Origin of the sequence: Serratia sp. CY43202, from assembly GCF_052168755.1 — a bacterium.
GTDB classification, from domain to species: Bacteria; Pseudomonadota; Gammaproteobacteria; order Enterobacterales; family Enterobacteriaceae; genus Serratia; species Serratia bockelmannii.
Genome location: NZ_JBJNMB010000002.1, coordinates 872,869 through 890,508 on the forward strand (window position 1 = coordinate 872,869; position 17,640 = coordinate 890,508).

18 protein-coding genes are annotated in these 17,640 nt (G+C 57.6%); 6 read left to right on the top strand and 12 right to left on the bottom strand.

The window, feature by feature from the left end; translation table 11 throughout:
- Positions 1–134: 134 nt before the first annotated feature.
- Entirely contained in the window at positions 135–536 is a 402-nt protein-coding gene (locus ACJ8J5_RS05860; protein ID WP_147823804.1) for a DUF2946 domain-containing protein, read from the bottom strand.
- A 230-nt stretch (positions 537–766) separates the two neighbouring features.
- Between ACJ8J5_RS05860 and ACJ8J5_RS05865 the strand changes: the two genes are divergently transcribed.
- Complete coding sequence (locus ACJ8J5_RS05865) at positions 767–1,375, top strand: class I SAM-dependent DNA methyltransferase (protein WP_414104490.1); 609 nt, start codon at positions 767–769, stop codon at positions 1,373–1,375.
- 40 nt (positions 1,376–1,415) lie between these two features.
- Here ACJ8J5_RS05865 and ACJ8J5_RS05870 read toward each other — a convergent pair whose 3' ends face one another.
- Entirely contained in the window at positions 1,416–2,717 is a 1,302-nt protein-coding gene (locus tag ACJ8J5_RS05870; protein WP_414104491.1) for a PQQ-dependent sugar dehydrogenase, read from the bottom strand.
- Between the two features lie 10 nt (positions 2,718–2,727).
- Positions 2,728–3,153, bottom strand: coding sequence for a DUF2231 domain-containing protein (locus ACJ8J5_RS05875; protein ID WP_060433083.1), 426 nt, complete (start codon positions 3,151–3,153; stop codon positions 2,728–2,730).
- 168 nt (positions 3,154–3,321) lie between these two features.
- On the opposite strand from ACJ8J5_RS05875, the gene ACJ8J5_RS05880 reads away from it, so the two are divergent.
- On the top strand, positions 3,322–3,780 hold the full coding sequence (locus ACJ8J5_RS05880) for a YbaK/EbsC family protein (RefSeq protein WP_261424505.1): 459 nt from the start codon (positions 3,322–3,324) through the stop codon (positions 3,778–3,780).
- 82 nt (positions 3,781–3,862) lie between these two features.
- Here the strand turns inward: ACJ8J5_RS05880 and ACJ8J5_RS05885 are convergent, their stop codons facing one another.
- Positions 3,863–4,243, bottom strand: a complete 381-nt coding sequence (locus tag ACJ8J5_RS05885; protein WP_442520472.1) for a VOC family protein — start codon at positions 4,241–4,243, stop codon at positions 3,863–3,865.
- 270 nt (positions 4,244–4,513) lie between these two features.
- Between ACJ8J5_RS05885 and ACJ8J5_RS05890 the strand changes: the two genes are divergently transcribed.
- Positions 4,514–5,044, top strand: coding sequence for a GrpB family protein (locus ACJ8J5_RS05890; protein WP_060433080.1), 531 nt, complete (start codon positions 4,514–4,516; stop codon positions 5,042–5,044).
- Positions 5,045–5,226: 182 nt separating this feature from the next.
- Here ACJ8J5_RS05890 and ACJ8J5_RS05895 read toward each other — a convergent pair whose 3' ends face one another.
- The 3 genes from ACJ8J5_RS05895 to ACJ8J5_RS05905 form a co-directional block, all read right to left on the bottom strand.
- Positions 5,227–5,607 (bottom strand): nuclear transport factor 2 family protein, encoded by a 381-nt coding sequence (locus tag ACJ8J5_RS05895; protein ID WP_197769603.1) that lies wholly within the window; start codon positions 5,605–5,607, stop codon positions 5,227–5,229.
- Positions 5,608–5,693: 86 nt separating this feature from the next.
- Entirely contained in the window at positions 5,694–6,206 is a 513-nt protein-coding gene (locus ACJ8J5_RS05900; RefSeq protein ID WP_043137327.1) for a hypothetical protein, read from the bottom strand.
- Positions 6,207–6,245: 39 nt separating this feature from the next.
- Positions 6,246–7,256 carry a LacI family DNA-binding transcriptional regulator gene (locus tag ACJ8J5_RS05905; protein ID WP_049204044.1) on the bottom strand — a complete coding sequence of 337 codons (1,011 nt, stop codon included), beginning with the start codon at positions 7,254–7,256 and terminating at the stop codon, positions 6,246–6,248.
- Between the two features lie 317 nt (positions 7,257–7,573).
- Here ACJ8J5_RS05905 and ACJ8J5_RS05910 point away from each other — a divergent pair, with 317 nt between their 5' ends.
- The 3 genes from ACJ8J5_RS05910 to ACJ8J5_RS05920 all read left to right on the top strand — a co-directional run bounded on the left by ACJ8J5_RS05910 (position 7,574) and on the right by ACJ8J5_RS05920 (position 10,692).
- Positions 7,574–8,497 carry a substrate-binding domain-containing protein gene (locus ACJ8J5_RS05910; protein ID WP_380827732.1) on the top strand — a complete coding sequence of 308 codons (924 nt, stop codon included), beginning with the start codon at positions 7,574–7,576 and terminating at the stop codon, positions 8,495–8,497.
- Between the two features lie 67 nt (positions 8,498–8,564).
- Positions 8,565–9,740: a Gfo/Idh/MocA family protein gene (locus tag ACJ8J5_RS05915; protein ID WP_043137340.1), complete on the top strand. Its 1,176-nt coding sequence runs from the start codon at positions 8,565–8,567 to the stop codon at positions 9,738–9,740.
- 10 nt (positions 9,741–9,750) lie between these two features.
- Positions 9,751–10,692, top strand: a complete 942-nt coding sequence (locus ACJ8J5_RS05920) for a sugar phosphate isomerase/epimerase family protein (protein WP_414104493.1) — start codon at positions 9,751–9,753, stop codon at positions 10,690–10,692.
- Positions 10,693–10,744: 52 nt separating this feature from the next.
- On the opposite strand, the gene ACJ8J5_RS05925 is transcribed toward ACJ8J5_RS05920, so the two are convergent.
- The 5 genes from ACJ8J5_RS05925 to ACJ8J5_RS05945 are packed head-to-tail and all read right to left on the bottom strand — an operon-like array spanning position 10,745 to position 17,620.
- A complete protein-coding gene (locus ACJ8J5_RS05925; protein ID WP_414104494.1) occupies positions 10,745–11,842 on the bottom strand; it encodes a hypothetical protein in 1,098 nt (365 codons plus the stop codon).
- Between the two features lie 57 nt (positions 11,843–11,899).
- Positions 11,900–12,937, bottom strand: a complete 1,038-nt coding sequence (locus ACJ8J5_RS05930) for an NAD(P)-dependent oxidoreductase (RefSeq protein WP_060433075.1) — start codon at positions 12,935–12,937, stop codon at positions 11,900–11,902.
- A gap of 16 nt (positions 12,938–12,953) precedes the next feature.
- On the bottom strand, positions 12,954–15,833 hold the full coding sequence (locus ACJ8J5_RS05935; protein WP_060433074.1) for a type I polyketide synthase: 2,880 nt from the start codon (positions 15,831–15,833) through the stop codon (positions 12,954–12,956).
- A 13-nt stretch (positions 15,834–15,846) separates the two neighbouring features.
- Complete coding sequence (locus ACJ8J5_RS05940; RefSeq protein ID WP_060433073.1) at positions 15,847–17,022, bottom strand: NAD(P)/FAD-dependent oxidoreductase; 1,176 nt, start codon at positions 17,020–17,022, stop codon at positions 15,847–15,849.
- 40 nt (positions 17,023–17,062) lie between these two features.
- Positions 17,063–17,620 (bottom strand): allene oxide cyclase barrel-like domain-containing protein, encoded by a 558-nt coding sequence (locus tag ACJ8J5_RS05945; RefSeq protein ID WP_060433072.1) that lies wholly within the window; start codon positions 17,618–17,620, stop codon positions 17,063–17,065.
- Between the last annotated feature and the right edge of the window lie 20 nt (positions 17,621–17,640).

The following is a 17,640-nucleotide window of genomic DNA, read 5'->3' on the forward strand; positions in this document are numbered from 1 at the left end:
GGGGTTAATTCCATCAACGTGGAAATAACCGGATTAATAATGTCGTCTCGGTGATTAATCGTTGGGCGAATTAATTCCGCCGGGTTGAAGCGATCAACGGCAATACAGAGAACGGCAATGGGTTTGTGGTTAAATCAGAGGAAAGAAATGGGGGGCGCGCGCGGCTGTAATTCGGTGTGAACAACGTGGGCAAACAGGGGAACGAGGTAGTGGATCGGCGGCGGGCGTGAAGCCAGCGACTGGGACCAGAACAGTGGGGCGTGGCTCACGTCCAGCAGCGGCGCGTGCAGCAACAGCACGCAGTAGCCGCAGGCGCTGTCGTCCATCATCATCGCCATGTTGTGGTGGCCGCCGCCGTGCTGCATCAGCGGCTGTGAGGCTTTTTCAGGCTCAGGCGGCGGCGAATGCATCCCGTGATGCATCGGCATCGCCATGCCGCAATCCGCCATGGCGGTCGTTCCAGCACTTCCGGCGCGTACATGCTCCAGGGATCGCGAGACCACCGGCGCAATGAACAACATCAGAATGGCAAACATCCCTAACCAGGCGGCGGCCCGATTTCGCGATGCAGAGCGCTGAATTAACGACACAATCAACCTAAAAAAAGGGTTAACACAGGGTAGGGAATTGTACTGGTTTATGTAGAAATGTTAAAACCTTTTATTTCTGGTCAACGGTCTGTTGATGAATATATTATCGGATAAGCGCTTTAATCCTGACCAAAGGCTATTTTTTTTGCGCCAATAACGTGACGGGGACAATATTAATGACGGAAAAACTGGCGAGCACGATTATTCTGCTTTATGACGAACATGCCGCCGCCTGGGAACGCCTCAGACCTACCACGCTGTTTGAACGGCCGTGGCTCGACCGCTTTTTGCAGCTCACTGCGGCCAATGCGCGGCTGCTGGATCTCGGCTGCGGCTATGGCGCGCCGATCGCCGCCTATTTTATCGAGCAGGGGTATCGCGTGACCGGCATCGACGGTGCGCAGGCGATGATCGCGCGCTGCCGGCAGCGTTTTCCGCAGCAGGAATGGCGACAAATGGATATGCGCCAGCTGGATTTGTCGGCGAAGTTCGATGGCCTGCTGGCCTGGGACAGCTTCTTTCATCTGGCGCGTGACGATCAGCGCCGCATGTTTCCGTTGTTCAGAAAACATGCCAAACCGCATGCCGCACTGATGTTCACCAGCGGCCCTGCAGACGGCGTGGCGATCGGCAGCTTCGAAGGCCAGGCGCTGTTTCACGCCAGCCTGGCACCGGAGGAGTATCGGCATTTATTGCAGGAGAACGGCTTCCGCGTGGTGGACCATGTAGTGGAAGATCCCACCTGTGGGGGAAGGACGGTCTGGCTGGCGCAGGTTATTGAGTGACAATGTCACGGGCAGGTTCGTCGGAACCTGCCCGTTAACCTTATTTAGCGCTGACGCGCCAAACGGTATTGCCCACGTCATCCGCAATCAGCAGGGCGCCGGACTTGTCAATTGCTAACCCTACCGGTGCGCCATAGAGTTCCTTCTCATCATCGGAGACAAAGCCGGTGACGACCGCTTTGAGTTTGCCGACCGGCTTGCCTTGTTCAAACGCCACGTAGCTGACCCGGTAGCCGTTCAGCGGCGAGCGATCCCAGCTGCCGTGCTCGCTGACAAAGGCGCCGCCGCGATACTCGGCCGGCAGAGCGCTCGCGGTGTAGAACAGCAGCCCCAGCGGTGCGACGTGCGAGCTGAGGGCGTAGTCCGGTTTGATGGCTTTCGCCACCCGATCCGGCCGCGCCGGCTGCACCCGACGATCGACGTGCTGGCCGAAATAGCTGTAAGGCCAGCCGTAGAAGCCGCCGTCCTGCACGGAGGTCAGATAGTCCGGCACCAGATCGGCGCCGATCTCGTCACGCTCGTTGACGATGGCCCACAGCTTGCCGCTGTGCGGTTCCCACTGCAGCCCGGTCGGATTACGCAGGCCGCTGGCGAAGATGCGGCTGGCACCAGAGGCGGTGTCCACTTCCAGTACCGCGGCGCGCCGGTACTCTACGGCCAGGCCATTTTCGGTGATGTTGCTGTTGGAGCCGACGCCGACATACAGCTTTTTGCCGTCCGGGCTAGCCAGCAGGGCCTTGGTCCAGTGGTGGTTGATGGTGTCCGGCAGATCGGCCAGCTCTTTACCCGGATCGCTGATGCGCGTTTCGCCCGGCTGATAGGCGTACTGCATGATATTGCCGGTGTTGGCCACGTACAGGGTGTTGCCAATCAACTGGACGCCGAACGGGGAATCGAGCCCCTCGAGGAAGATATGCTTTTCCCAGCCGCCGTCGGCAGTTGGGCGCAGCAGGGTGATGCGGTTGCCGCCTTTGCCGCCTTTACCGGATTGGCCTTTCACCAGCCCGGCGATCAGCTGCTTGGTCGTGCTCACCGCTTCCGTGCCCGGCCCGTTGGCTTCCACCACCAACACATCGCCGTTGGGCAGGGTAAGCAGCTGGCGCGGATGAAGCAAATCGTCCGCCACCTTATCGATTTTCAATCCTTCGGCCACTTTCGGCATCTGGTTCTGTTGCCAACCCACGCCCTTAGGCACCTGCATCGGCGGGATCAGAAAGTTTTGCGCCGGCGGTAATGTCGGATCCGGGCCCATTTGTTGTTCCGGCGAAATGACGGCGCTGTTATCGCAGCCGGCCACCGCCAAAACGGCAGCAAGAGTGAGCGCCAGGGATGATAGCTTCATGAAAACCTCCTTATTTTGCACGGGTGGCAAGGGCCAGCAGAACATTAGCCACGCTCAGCAGCGCGACCACGATGGCAGATAGCACCAGGCCTTCCGGCACCACGGCGTACGCATCCCGGCTATGCACGAAAGCGTTGATGATGGCGAAAACGATGGCGATCAGATTCAACCAGAAATGGAGTTTGACCGATGAACCCTGCCGCCGGCCGCTGCCGAACCACACCTGCACCAGGTTAATCAGCCGGGGAATAATGGCAAAAACCAGGCCAATGGCGATCAGCCAGCCTGCACCATTGACCCACTGAATGTTCGCCGTGCAGGCATAGATGATGTCGAAGATCAGCGCCGCGGTGAAAAATCCATAGGGTATCGGGTTGAGCCATTCATAGACGGCCACTGCGGCCGCCGAGGGCCTTGCTGTCGTTTGCGTGGTCATGCAGGTATCTCCATGAAAAATGATAGGTAAAAAGGGCATTGGCCCCTTAAAGCTTTGTTCAGATTTACCGATTTGAACAATTTTGATTCTCATTTTTAGCATGCGGTGTTAAAACCGAAGCCATCACTGCGGCATTATCAATGGCTTAGCAACATCAGGAGGAAGGGCATGAGTATAGAGCGCGTTCAGCGATTTCTGGCCGAGCACGCACCGGAAACGGCGGTGACGGTGCTGGCAAAGAATACCGCTACGGTGGCGCTGGCGGCGGAAGCCTTTGGGGTGGAGAGCGGGCAGATCGCCAAGACGCTGTCGTTTCGCGTGAACGACGGCGTGGTGCTGTTGGTGATGGCGGGAACCGCCAGAATCGACAACAAAAAGTACAAACAATTCTTCGGCGTAAAGGCGCGTATGCTGCCGGCAGAGGAGGTGGAGGCGCTGACCGGCTATCCGCCCGGTGGCGTTTGCCCCTTTGCCGCACCGGAAACGGTGAGAATTTACTGCGACCGCAGCCTGTGCAGCTACGGTGAAGTGCTTCCGGCAGGCGGCAGCGATAACTCAGGCGTGAGAATTGCGCCACAGCGACTGGCCAGCATCACCGGAGCAGAGTGGATTGACGTGACGGGGTAACGATAAGTGACCGCGTAACAATTGCGTTATGTTAAATAGAGTACATCAATTCGTGATTAATAAGCTGTTTTAACTGGTAAAATCACAAGCTCATCGGTTTATGGCAAACCGCCTTGATATTGTGGCCATCCGGGGCGATCACAAACGCCGCATAGTAGTGGGCATGGTAATTGGGCCGTAAACCGGGCGCGCCATTGTCTATGCCGCCGGCATTTAGCGCGGCGTGATAGAACGCATCGACCTGTTCACGGCTGCTTGCGGCAAATGCCAGGTGCAGATGCGCCGGTTTTTCATCGGTCTGAAACAGGCATAATGACACGTTACCCCGATCGGGGCACAGCTCAACGCCATAGTCGGGTTCGCCTTCGGCAACGATCTTTACGCCCAGTGGCGCCAGCGCATTGAGGAAAAACGCTTTGCTGAGGGCAAAGTCGCTGACGCCAAATTTCACATGATCAAACATGGGGAGGCTCCTTGAGCGTGAAAGAATGTTCCCATTCAGTATAGCCAACGCCGTGTTGGACGTAGAAAGCGATGCAAACGCACGCCAATGCGCATTTAACAGGCAAATACTGCCCGTTTAAGTGACGCGTTTGGATGAAATCTGCAGTATCGTAAGCCGCCAGGTTTTATCAGATTTCACGTAGCGCGATCAAAAAAGCAGGGGATTTCTGGCCAATATCGGCAGGTCGCCATTGGAAACCATGCCTGGTCATCATTATTGGAGTGGAAAATGTCAGCACGCATTATCACGATCGAAGCTTATGATCCGCAGTGGGTGGAACGTTATAAAGATGAAGCGCTGAAACTACGCGAGATATTGGCTGGCGTTTTAACGGCCATTCATCATATCGGCAGCACAGCAGTACCGGAACTGGCAGCCAAACCAACGATTGATATCTTGCTGGAGGTTGAAAGTCTGGCGGCGTTGGATGGCTTGAATGACGGGATGCGTAACATGGGATATACGCCGCGTGGCGAGAACGGCATTGCTGGCAGACGTTACTACATCAAGGGAAACGGCGATCGCACGCATCACGTACATGCATTTACTACAGGAAGTGAACAGGCGATCAGACATTTGGCGTTCAGAGATTATCTGCGCAAGCATCAGGGTGTTGCTCAGCAATATGCGGCAATCAAACGCCAGGCAGCAGAAGACAGCCGGCAAAACCCGGCGGCTTATGGCCGGTTGAAAAACGAATTTGTTCAGCGGCATGAGCAGCTGGCGCTGGCATGGCTGGCCGCAGGAGAAAGCCCATGATCAGGCCTGGACGGCAGAATCCACATATCACCACCTAGGTGCGCATAATGTATATTATGTTAAATGTAATTACTGGGTACGCACCGGGGTTATCCTGCCCGTCCTTTCTCACCTCACCTTCAAGGCTTATCAGGCTGACATCCTTTTTTATGTTTTAAGCCCATCTGTCAACCCATCTCAGTTTAGCCCTTAGTCGGCGTACCTTGATGAAAGCGCATCTGCCAACCCGCCTTTTCCGTCAGGAGCCAAATCGATGAGCGTTCGGTGCAACGAACGACGCGGCCCTGCGCGTCATGCTGAAAACTTTTATACGTCAGCAACACGGCGCCTTCACTGATTTTCGCCAGCTTAAACCCTTCGGCGAAAATCGGCGGATAATCCGTTTCCATCTCCAGCGCCGCAACGGTTTGGCATTTGTCATAACGTAGGCCTGAACGACCAATCTCTTCAAAGTCTTCATGCAACAATGCCGCGACATGTTTCGGATCGCAGCGCGTTGTTGGCTGGTGCAGTTCAACCTCAAGCGCCTGAATTTGGCTAAGCCACTGTGCAAAATGGGTCAAAATGCCCTCCTTTTTTGATCGCGCTACGTGAAATCTGGCAAACTTCGGCAGTCAATCTACACCAGAATGACACTCGTGAAACCTGACTATTCCCAGGATTCCTTCTCATAGGGTTTTTGCCAGTTCTTTTCCGTGACGGGTACGAGTTCCCCGTTGAACGTATAGGTACAACAGCGGCATCTCACCGGCACATCTTCTGCGGTGAATGCCGGGTTCACTTTCTGCAGTATCCCGTGATCATCTATGCATAGTCCGCTGTAATAGCTCGACTCACCACAGCGGACATAGCTCTGCCAGTTTTTACGGTGCAGCGCCACCAGGTAAAAAATAGGCGCTTCTTTATCCAACCGACTTACCGCTTCGCTATGTACTTCATTCCAGGGTTGGCCCACTTTACTGAGCAGAAATTGAAATAGCGGCGTGTAATCCATGCCATGTTGTATCTGCCCATGCATACTTTCACGCAGTGGCAACTGCTCATCGTCTGCCTGTTTGCCATGGCGTTCCCAGCGGTACTTACCACCGCTGGCGATGGGCCCTCTGGATGTAACGCTTTCTCTTCTATAGAGTTTCTTCTTTACATCTCGATGTGCTCTCATCAAGTCTCAATAGTGACATTGTCACACAAAAAGAAATCCTTACGCCGGTTTCCCAGCCAAATGCGACCGCCGAACTCGCAACTCTCCATGCCGCCAGGCGCCGTCTGCCGTGGTGCGATTGTCGATCAGGCGATTCAAGGCCTCCTCGACTAACCGGTCAATGCGTTGGCTGTAGCTGGTCAGCGCCCAATTGGCTGAGCCGGCTTCGTCGATATCGTCGAAACCTACCACGGCCATGGCTGACGACGGTGCTACTTGCCTGAGCGCTTCGAGCGCCCCCAGTGCCAGCACGTCGTTCTCGCAGAACAGCGCTTCAACCCGCTCACTTTCCGGCGTTGCCTGCAGGTATTCACTCATCAGTTGGAAACCGCGCTGGCGATCGTAGTGGCCAGCGGTGAGCACCCGATCCAGCTGAAAACCGGCGGCCATCAGTTTGTCGCGGTAGCCTTCCATACGCAGCAAATGGCTGCTTTGCGTGTCTGGCCCCTTCATGTAGCCAAAGCGCCGATGCCCTTGTTCTATCAGCAACCCAGCGATCTCTTCGCCGGCGCGGTAGCCGTCGATGTTCACCACATCAATGTGTTCACTTTCCGTATTGCGGCACACCTGCACCAGCGGGATCTGATGCAGATCTTGCGCGATCGCCGCCCACTCTTGGGTTAACACCGTCGCCAGGAACAAAATGCCATCGACCTGCAGCTGATCGGCCATCGCCATCACCGCCCGGTAGTTTTCCCCCGCGGTGATGTTCAGCAGCAGCGCCATATAGCCGCGGGTTTGCAGCTGTTTGGTGACCATATCGAGCATCATCATCGAATGCGGGTTCTTCATTTCGTCGATGGCCACGCCGATGATGTGCGTGCGTTTTTGCGACAGGCTGCGCGCCAGCAGATTGGGTCGATAGCCCAGCTCGGCCGCCGCCGCCAGTACGCTTTCACGCGCGTTGTCTGAGATCGACGCGCCGGGCGTAAAGGCGCGCGATACCGTCCATTTAGAGACGCCGGCCTTTTCGGCGACATCGCTGGCGGTGGCTTTGTGGTGTTTCGTCATGGTTGCGTCGATCTCTGCTTCGGTGAAGTCACACTATACCCTGCTCGCTCAGATCCCCTAAGCGCCTGCCGGCATGCCTGCTGCAATTATGTCCCGTTTTTGCACCCGATTGCAATTTGTTATGCAACCGAGTGCAAAAAGTAAAGAGTTTGTGATCGTCCGCGCTGTTTTCACCTTTCCCCAGTTGACCAAATTTTCTTCATGGCCGACATTCACGGTGGCATTCAGAGACTCACGGCCGTTTTGCCTTCTGCTTTGCACCCGGTTGCAAATTCGCTGTTTGCCTACAACGCCTCTTTTCTCAACAGGATACCGTAATGAAAAAAACCAGACTGCTGTTGATGTTAGCCTGCTCGCTGTTTGTCGTGACCGCCCAGGCCAAGACCTACCAGGTCGGCGTGGCGCTGGCCAACTTCGATCTCAACTTCGTCTCCATCCTGCGCAGCCAAATGGCACGAGAACTGGCTGCGCAGCAGCTGCAAGGCCAGTTCGTCGATGCCAAGGGCGATGTTGCCCTGCAGGTGCAGCAGGTAGACGATCTGATTAATCAGGGCGTGGATGCCATTATCCTCAACCCGGTCGATACGCAAGGCGTCCAGCCGATGATAACGGCTGCCCAACGCGCCGCGATCCCCCTTATCTTCGTCAACCGCAAGCCCGAAGTGCCGCTTAGCGGCGCGACGGCCTACGTCGGCTCCGATTCGGCGCTCAGCGGCCGCCTGCAGATGGAGGCCCTGGCGAAAAAAATGAATTACCGCGGCAACGTGGCGATCCTGATGGGTGCCCTATCCAACGAAGAAACCCGCGAACGTACCCGTGCGGTAGAAGCGGTGATCGCCAAACACAAAGACCTGAAAGTGGTAGAGAAACAGACCGCCAAATGGCAGCGCAACGAAGCGGTCGACGTGGTTTCCGGCTGGTTGCTGAACGGCGCGGCGATCGATGCGATCGCCGCCAACAACGATGAGATGGCCATCGGCGCGATCATGGCGCTGAAACAGGCCAAAAAGCGCGACGTGCTGGTTGCCGGTATCGACGGCACACCCGACGGCCTGCAATTTATCAAAAATGGCGACCTGGCGGTGACCATTTTCCAGGATGCCAAAGCCCAGGCGATCGGTGCGGTGCAGGTGACCCGAGCGATGTTGGATCACGCCAAAACCGAGCCCTATAACTGGGTACCCTACGCAACCGTGACGCGAGAAAACTACCCGCAATTTGCGCAGATGAACCAGAAATAAGCCGTTGCCACTCTCTTTTTCAACCCATTTTGCACCCGAGTGCAAAGCCACAGTATCAGGAGTCAGCATGTTAAATGGTGAAAGAAGCATCCCTCGCCCGCTGCGTTGGGCGATGATCGGCGGCGGCCGCCTCAGCCAGGTGGGCTACAAGCACCGTTCCGGCGCACTGCGCGACAACACCGCCTATCGGTTGGTTGCCGGCGCCTTTGATATCGACGCGGCGCGCGGACGTGAGTTTGGCGTCAATCTCGGCGTGCCCGCCGAACGCTGCTATGACAACTATCAACAGCTGCTGGAGCAAGAAGCTAACCGCGAAGATGGCGTTGAGGTGGTAACCATCGCCACTCCCAACGGCACCCACTATGAAATCACGCGCGCCGCGCTGAATGCCGGCCTGCATGTCATCTGCGAAAAGCCGCTGTTCTTCACCACGGCGGAGGCGAGAGAAATCAAGGCGCTGGCGGCGGAGAAAGGCCTTATCGTCGGCGTAACCTACGGCTTCTCCGGCCATCCGCTGCTGATGCAGATGCGCGCCATGATCGCGAACGGCGACATCGGCGAAATACGCATGGTCGAATTGCAGTACACCCACGGCTTCAATGCCAACGAAAGCGCGGACACGTTCGAGGCACAAAAGTGGCGCGTCGATCCGAAAATCGCCGGCCCCTCTTTTGTGCTGGGCGACATCTCCACCCACACCTTCTACATCTCGCAGCTGGTGATGCCCGATATGAAGATTGCCTCCCTGCTGTGCGATCGCCAAAGCTTTATCTCTTCCCGCGCTCCGTTGGAAGACAACGCCATGGTGCTCATGCACTACGAAAACGGCGCCGTCGGGCGCATGTGGGCCTCCGCCATCAACGCGGGCGCGATGGACAGCCAAAGCATCCGCGTGGTGGGCTCACGCGCCAGCCTGCAATGGAGCGATTCCACGCCCGGCGAATTGCGCTATGAGATCCAGGGGCGGCCCAACCAAACGCTGCACCACGGCATGCCCTATCTGGACGACAGCGCCCTGGCAGAAGAGCGGCTTGGCGCGCTGCATACCGAAGGGTTGGCCGAATCCTGGGCCAATATCTACCTCAAGTTCGCCATCGCGATCAGCGCCAGTCAGCGCGGCGATCGGCAGACGCTGGCCGCGCTGATCTATCCGGATATCGATGCCGGATTGGAAGGCGTGCGCTGGATTGAAAACTGCGTTCGTTCCGCCGACAACGGCGCCACCTGGGTCAATTACCAATAAGGAAAGCACCATGAAACTTTCGTTCTGTACCGACAGCCTTGGCCATTTACCCTTCGAGCCGATGCTGGATCGGCTGCTGGAGCTGGGGGTGCGCGGCGTGGAAATGACCACCGGCGGTTGGTCCCCGGCGCCCCATCTGGATGCCGACGATCTGCTGGCCAACCCCGCCAAACGCCGGCAGCTGCAGCAGGCGCTGGCCAGCCGCGGCATGGAGATCGCCGCGCTCAATGTCTCCGGCAATCCGCTCGATCCGGGCGAGCTGGGGCAGAGTCATCTGCGGCAAACCGATAATACGCTGGAGCTGGCCGGCCTGTTGGGGGTGAAAAAGATCGTCATGATGAGCGGCCTGCCCCCGGCCAGCCCGCATGACACCATCCCCAACTGGATCACCTATACCGTCAGCTGGCCGCCGACGGTGAAAAACTGTTTGGACTATCAATGGAATGAAGTGGCGATCCCCTATTGGCAGGCGCTGGTCACCCGGGCCAAAGCGTGCGGCGTCGAGCGCTTTGCGCTGGAAAACTTCAGCGCCATGCTGGTGTGGAATCCGGACTCGCTGTTCCGGCTGCGCGCGGCCGTTGGCCCGATGGTGGGCCTGAACCTCGATCCCAGCCACTTGATCTGGATGGGCGCAGATCCCATCGCGGTGGCCCGCGCCCTTGGGCCCGCCATTCACCATGTGCACGGCAAAGACGTGCGCCTTGAGCGCGGCGTCGTCGAGGTTAACGGGCTGCTGGAGACCAAACCGATCGACGACGTGGCCGGCCGCGCCTGGAACTATGTCGCCGTCGGCTGCGGCCGGGATCTGCAGTGGTGGAAGGAGTTCTTCTCGGTGGTGCGCATGATGGGCTACAACGACTGGGTGTCGCTGGAAATGGAAGACCTGACCATGTCGGTCGATGCCGGCATCGCCTCTTCCGTTCAGGCGCTGCAGCAGACGATCAGCCAATAACCCCCTGCGCGGCGGCTACGGCCGCTGCGCAGGCCAGTGCATCGCCAACAGCTTACAAACACCATACCGGCCGGGCGCCGACCGTAGCACTAGCGTGCCCCGCACCATGGCTCAGGCACAGCGTCCTCAGTCCGGCGGCGGCGCCGGAATACCAGGCACCGCCGCGCATCAGAATGCGTTCACCGTAATTACGCAGATAAACCTGATCGCCGTCCGCACACCGGTGATGAGGGACAATGCCAAGAATTTTCAACACATCCGGTAACGGTGCCCCGCTTGCCATGCGAATACGATCGAACGCATCGTCCATCAATCCAGGCGGATATCCGTTATCCTGCGGATCGCCGTTAAAATGCTGAATAGAGTCGGTAATAAGCGGCGCGCCGGCATTGCCTGTACGAATGGGTGCGACTGCATCGAATTTAGCCGTCCCTCCACTGCCGGGCAGCACCCATGCCCCTGTCGCCAGGTCGACCGCGCGCCAGCGTTCGTCTTCATCGTCGGTCATTGGCATTGCGGCGTCATTATCCGGCAAGAGCAGAATTTCCCCCGCGACCAATTTCAGCCCGTGCTGCCATTCCCACAAATTACCGCACAGATCGCCGATGCCGTACGGCGTACCGTCGTGATACCAGGCTCCCGGGCCGGATGCGGTAAAGGTTGTCGGATCGCCCTGTCCATCGCCCACGGCACCGCCGTCGCATCGTTTACCATACTGACGGCGATCGTGATGCGACCGGCCACTCTCGGTATTGCCCAACTCCGGCCATCCTTGATGGCGGCACCAGAACATCAGCGCGGCCCATTCCGCATTGGTGCCAATATGCCATCCGGCGCCGTTGCGCGCCACCGCCCGACGAAATGTGGCCAGATCGTGCCAGCTCGCCGGAGCCGTATCGGGTTGGCTGACCAGTTCTCCATCGACCAGAGTTCCCGGATAACAGCCATAAAAAAAGGCGTCTTTAAGTTGGCCGTTGACGATAAAGGCAGGATGAACCGCCTTTCCTAACCCTGATGTGACCTCTTGCAGCGTAAAGCGAGAGATCACATGCATATAACTGGGTTGACCACTTGCTGTATACAGCACGGTGCGGTGCCCCTGTGACTCGGTTTCCACTTTGCTCCGCAAAGCGTCTTTTACGATGATCATGAATTTATGCCCGTTAAACAGCTAAGGCCGGGAAAGCGCAGGCTTCCCGGCCCATTGTTACGCCACCATGGCGGCGGATTTGATCGGTTGCAACAATTGCCCGACATCGCAATTGAGCAGTTGAGCACGCTGCAGCAACTCCTCGGTCTTGGCGCCAATCACGGAATGCACATAGGCATTGACCTGTTCCTGATTCATTTGGTTATACCGGTCGGTGAACGCCATTTCGATGCTGTCGCAGATCACCGCGCCGGCATTACTGACATAGTCCGGCAGATAGTGGATGCCGCGCGCCAGCAGCCGCTGTTCTGCCTGCGGCGTACTGAACGGCGAATTGGCGCTGCTAATCACCCAACGCGTATTCAGTTGTTCAACGTTCTGCGCATTTAATATGTTGGACAAGGACGCGATGCAAAGCACCTCGCTGGATTGCGCCCAGAGTTCGTCTTCACTGACGCGGCGGACCCCAGGCGGGAACTGCGCCGCAGGATTGATGTCATACGCCGTCACTTCGCAACCGAACAGCAGGCTTTGTTTCGCCACTTCCGCCCCGACTTTACCCATGCCGTGAATAGCAATGCGGGCCCGCGGCAAATGATTGAGCCGCAGCGTCAACACCTTTTTCATCGAGCTCCAGACGCCGTAGCCCGTCGCCACCGACGTGTCGACTTGCGGGCTGTCCATGGCATTCAGGATCCATGGCGTAAACTGCCGCAAATAGTCCATCTCTCGATTGCCAGTATTGATATCGCATCCCGTAAACATGGTGCCGCCATAGCGATTGAGCAGGTCGCCGATCGCTTCAAGCACCGCCGGTTGTTCTTGGGGAGAACGCTTGCTGTTCACCACGATTTTGCCACCGCTGAAACCGGTATTGTACAATCCATGCTTCAGCGACATGCGCTGCGCCAGCATGATCGCCTCTTCTTCCTGCTGCTGGCGGGACGCATAGTTGCGCCAGCGGATCCCGCCATTGGCCGGCAGCAGCTTGATCTGCGACGAGTAAGCCAGAGTGAATGACGTGTCGTCATCGATTACGATCGTTTCTACCTGATATTGGTTGTGCGTATTCAGCAATTCATTGTTAACTGACATAATTTGCCATCCTGTTTTAATGGGATTCTTGCTCGAATGCTCCAGCCTGGTCTAACTGTTGTTTTATGCCCCACGGCGTTGGCCGCTTAAGGAAATCGGCCATGCCTACCGACCGGCCAAACTCTTGTTCCAACAAGGCCATCAGCCGCAATGCCATCAGCGATTGCCCGCCGGCGTCAAAAAAGTCGCAGTGGTTGGAGTCAGGGTTCACGCCGGTCACGTCGCCCCAAATGCGCCAGATGCGCGCCATCTGCGGATCGGGTTTATCCGCCGTCGTCGATGTTCGCCCTGCTTCCGGCCCCTGCATATCTCGCTCGCCCAACCACCATTGCGCCGGATCGAAGGGATACATTGGCAATGCAATGCGGGAAGGAGGCTGTTGCCACAGGCGGCGCCAGTTAACGTTGACGCTGGCACGCCAGATTTTTTGCAGCGCCTGGATCCACACGGCGGTTTCGCTCTGGGCTTCGTCGCGGCGCGGCAAGGTGCGCACCGCCGTTACGGTGCCGGCGGATTTTAGCTGCGCGACCAGCGCCGTGAGTGTCGATCCCGGCCCTACTTCGATGAAAAGCGTTTTTCCGCGCCGCGGTAGGTGTTGCAAGGCGCGGTGATAATCCACCGGTTCACGGGCATGGCGTGACCAATAGCGGGCATCGAGCGCCGCGGGAGCGACTTCGGTCGCCAGCAATGCGGAGACGTAGCGGACCTTTGACGTCGACTCACGCGGCGGCGGCGCAATGCTGGCCAGTTCATCAAGAATGGGATCCATCAACGCCGAGTGGAACGCGTGCGAAACGCTCAGCACCTTGCAACGTACTCCTCTGTCCCGCATCTGTCCTTCGCAGGCGCGAATCGCCGCCACCGGGCCAGAAAGCACGCAGCCGTTCTCACTGTTTTCCGCCGCCAGAGACAGCCGATCGCCAAGCCAAGGTTGGGCTTGCTGAGCGCTCAGTTCTACCGCCAGCATCGCACCAGGCTGCAGCCCGGCCATCAGATGCCCGCGCCGGGCGGCGAACACCAACGCGTCTTGCGCCGAGAACACACCGGCGGCCCAGGCGGCGGCAATCTCACCCAAACTGTGCCCCACGACCCAATCCGGCTCGACGCCGTAATGTTTCAACAGTTCGGCCACGGCGATCTCGACGGCGATCAGGGCCGGCTGCGTCAAGGCCGTGTTGTTAATTGTTTCGGGGGCCGCCTGGCCGGTAAACAACGGGGAGAGATCCAGTGCAGCCTGTGTTTGCAATATCTGCAGCTTGTCATTCATCAGCGTTTTGAATGTCGCATCCTGCGCCATCAGTTCGCTGGCCATACCGATAAACTGGCTTCCCTGCCCGGGAAATTGGAAAACCACCGACAAACGCCCTTTTCCCGTATCCACCATGCTTTCTTTCATGCTCAACACGCCCTGCTCGCCGATATGCAGAGTGCCGCGATAACGCAGCGACTTTCTTCCACTTTGTGCGCTCCAGGCCAGGCGTTCGTCGTTCTCGCCGCATGGCCGCTGTTGATAACGTTTGACCAAGCGATGCCAGGCCTGCTCCGATTGCGCACTGATCGGCACGACAGTCGCCAACGGCGCTATCGCCGCCCGCATTTGAGGCGTTTTCGGCGGCCTTGCCAGCACGACATGCGCATTGGTACCGCCGATGCCGAAGGCGCTAACGCCGATGGCGTTGCGTGGATCGTCGCGATCCCAACGTTGAGCGGAACAGAGAAACTCAAACGGGCTATCCGCCAACGCCATTTCCGGGTTCGGCGAGTCAAAGTTGATCTGCGGCGTGAGCCAACCGTGTTTGATTTGCAGCGCGGCCTTGATCAGTCCCGCCATGCCGGCGCAGGTTTCCAGGTGCCCGACGTTAGCCTTGACTGCACCGATGGCGCAGAAAGCCCGGTGCGTCGTCCGCTCGCGGAAAACGCCGTTCAGCGCCTCAAATTCGATGGGATCCCCGGCCAACGTTCCCGTGCCGTGCGCTTCGACGGCGCGAAAATCTTCCGGTGCCAGGCGGGCATCGTCCATAGCTTGGCGCAGCAGGCGTTGCTGGCCGTGCAAACTGGTGGTGGTAAAACTGACTTTGCGCGCGCCGTCATTGTTCATCGCTACGCCTTTGATCACCGCAATGATGTCGTCACCGGCCGCCTGTGCGTCAGACAGCCGTTTCAGCACGACAATGCCGACGCCGCTGCCGAACACCGTGCCGCTGGCATCTGCAGAAAACGGCCGACAGTGCCCATCGGTGGAAAACACCATGCCTTGCTGCGCGAAATATCCTTCATGTTGCGGGAGCCTGAGGGTACAAGCGCCGGCCATAGCCATATTGCAACGGCCACTGCGCAACGCGTGAACCGCTTCGTAAACCGCCACCAGCGAAGTGGCACAAGCAGCCTGTACATTACACACCGGCCCCCCGATGCCTAGGTGCCAGGCCACTCGGCTGGTGAGGTAATCTTTATCGCTCGCGATTTGCCGCTCGAACGGCGAAGGGTTGAGTTTGTCGAGCAACGCAGAGCCCTGTGCCTGACGTAAATAATCGGAACTGCTACAGCCGGCAAACAAGCCCGTATCGTCAAGCTCACCCGGCGTTACTCCGGCGTTTTCCAGAGCGTGCCAGGCGCACTCTAAAAAGAGCCGATGCTGGGGATCCATCAGCAGCGCTTCGCGCGCACTCAGGCCGAAGAATCCCGCGTCGAAGCGGGATATGTCGCCGGCTACCGGTGCGGCGACGGGAATATAGCCCGCGTCGGCCGAGTCAAGTTGCTCGTTGTCGACGCGAACCAGCGATTCGACGCCGTTGATCAAGTTATGCCACCAGCTTTCCACGTCCTCGGCGCCCGGGAAGCGGCAGGCCATGCCCACCAAGGCGATATCCCGGTCATTGCTGTTCACCTGCTGCATAGAGGTTCTCCGATTAGAAGCGCAATGCGCTGATGTCCCACCGAGGTTCTCGTTCCGCCAGCAGATCGGCGCAAATTTGCCCCATCAGAGGGGTAAACTTGAATGCCCATCCACCTGCCGACACCACCAGATGCTCGCCGCCGTGGCAGCGGCCCTTGGCGCTGTCGAGATAGAATTGACGCGCCGGATCGGTAGGCAACACCGCCAGGCAGCTCGCGGCGGAATGTTGTTTGTCCGGCTCGAGGAACGGCATATGCCGCCGGGCAAACTCCAGCGCTCGCTCAACGTGTTGCGGGTTGGCCCGATAGCTCGGCGCATTGGCTTCGGTGATCGGATCCACTTCAAAATCGGTCCCCAGTCGGTCAAATCCATTGACTGACCACGGATTGGGCGGGAAACCGTAAAACAGGTTACTGTCGCTCTCCACCGGCGGTTGGAAAGCAAACCAGAAGGGATCGTTGGCCCCCAGACGCTGACTGCGCAGCATGCTGATGCAAGCCATCTCATAGGTGGAAAGCGCAAGATCGATATCCAGCTGGCGCAGCAGCTTCTTGCTGCCCGGCCCGCCAGCGACCAGCACCTTACGGGCGCGATAGCGATGCTGCGCCGTCAGCACCGTTGCCCCCCGCGCATCCGGCTCCACGGCCTTCACGCATTGTTGGAACTGGAATTCCACGCCGGCCTCGCTAGCCAGAGAGTAAAGCGACATCAGGGTACCTTTAACATCGATTACCCCGCCGTCTTGCTGCAAGAACCCTTCATAGTTGCTGTCCAGACCGGTAAAACCGTAGCGCCGTTCGATTTCGCGCATCGTCAGACGTTCATAGGGCAATCTCATCTCATCCATCGACAGCATGGTTTGACGGATCTGCCCCTCATTGGTCCAGACATCCGCATCGCCGAACCACAGGCTGCCAATGCGGTGGATCAGTTTTCTGTCCGCCTGTTGTTCCAACTGCCGCCATAATTTGTCGGCTTCCAGGGTAAGGCGGAATATTTCCAATTCCGAATATTGCAAACGCCAATGGCGTTCCTCCCCGCTGGTACCCGCTAATTGCGTAAATAGCGCATATTGCTCCAGCACCAAAATTTTATGATCCTGATGTTCACGCGCATAATTCCACGCGGCGGCCAGCCCTATGGGGCCAGCACCGATAATAATGACATCCCAGTGTACTGACGTGTGCATACCTATCCCTCGCAATGGATATTGTGTGTGTTTGGTAGAATTATTTTTTAATTAAGCTTTTAATCTGATCCAACGGCAACAGAACGATCAGCGTCAGATATTTTTCTCGCGGAATATCCTGATAAAGCTGACGAACGCCGATTTTCCCCATGACATCCCCGCTAACGCCGGCAGCGAACAGCGATTGCCATTGTCCTGCCCAAATGGCGCTGGAGTTCCAAATGCCGGCGGTTTCGATCCGTCCCAGCGGCGTTTCAGCGGTTTCGTGATACCAGGAAATCACGCTGTCGTCAGGCAGTGACGCGATTTTCCACCCCTGGCCCTTCATCGTGCCGATATCACGCCCTTGCTGATCCACCAGCAGGTCAGTGTGTGAATTGGCATCACCCACGTTAGGCGCATTGTTCGTTTTCGCTTTGAAGGTAATATTGGCCATTTCTATAACGGAAAGGATCGTGACATTTTTATAGCCGTCTTTCGATGCCAGAACACGTTCAATTTCCGCAGTGCTTTTGCCGGAACCGATTAATTCCCGAACATAATCGCCAAGCGTAATTAACTCAGACAATACATTATTATTGCCCTGTATAATTTCCATAAAATATTCCTTTGAGGTGT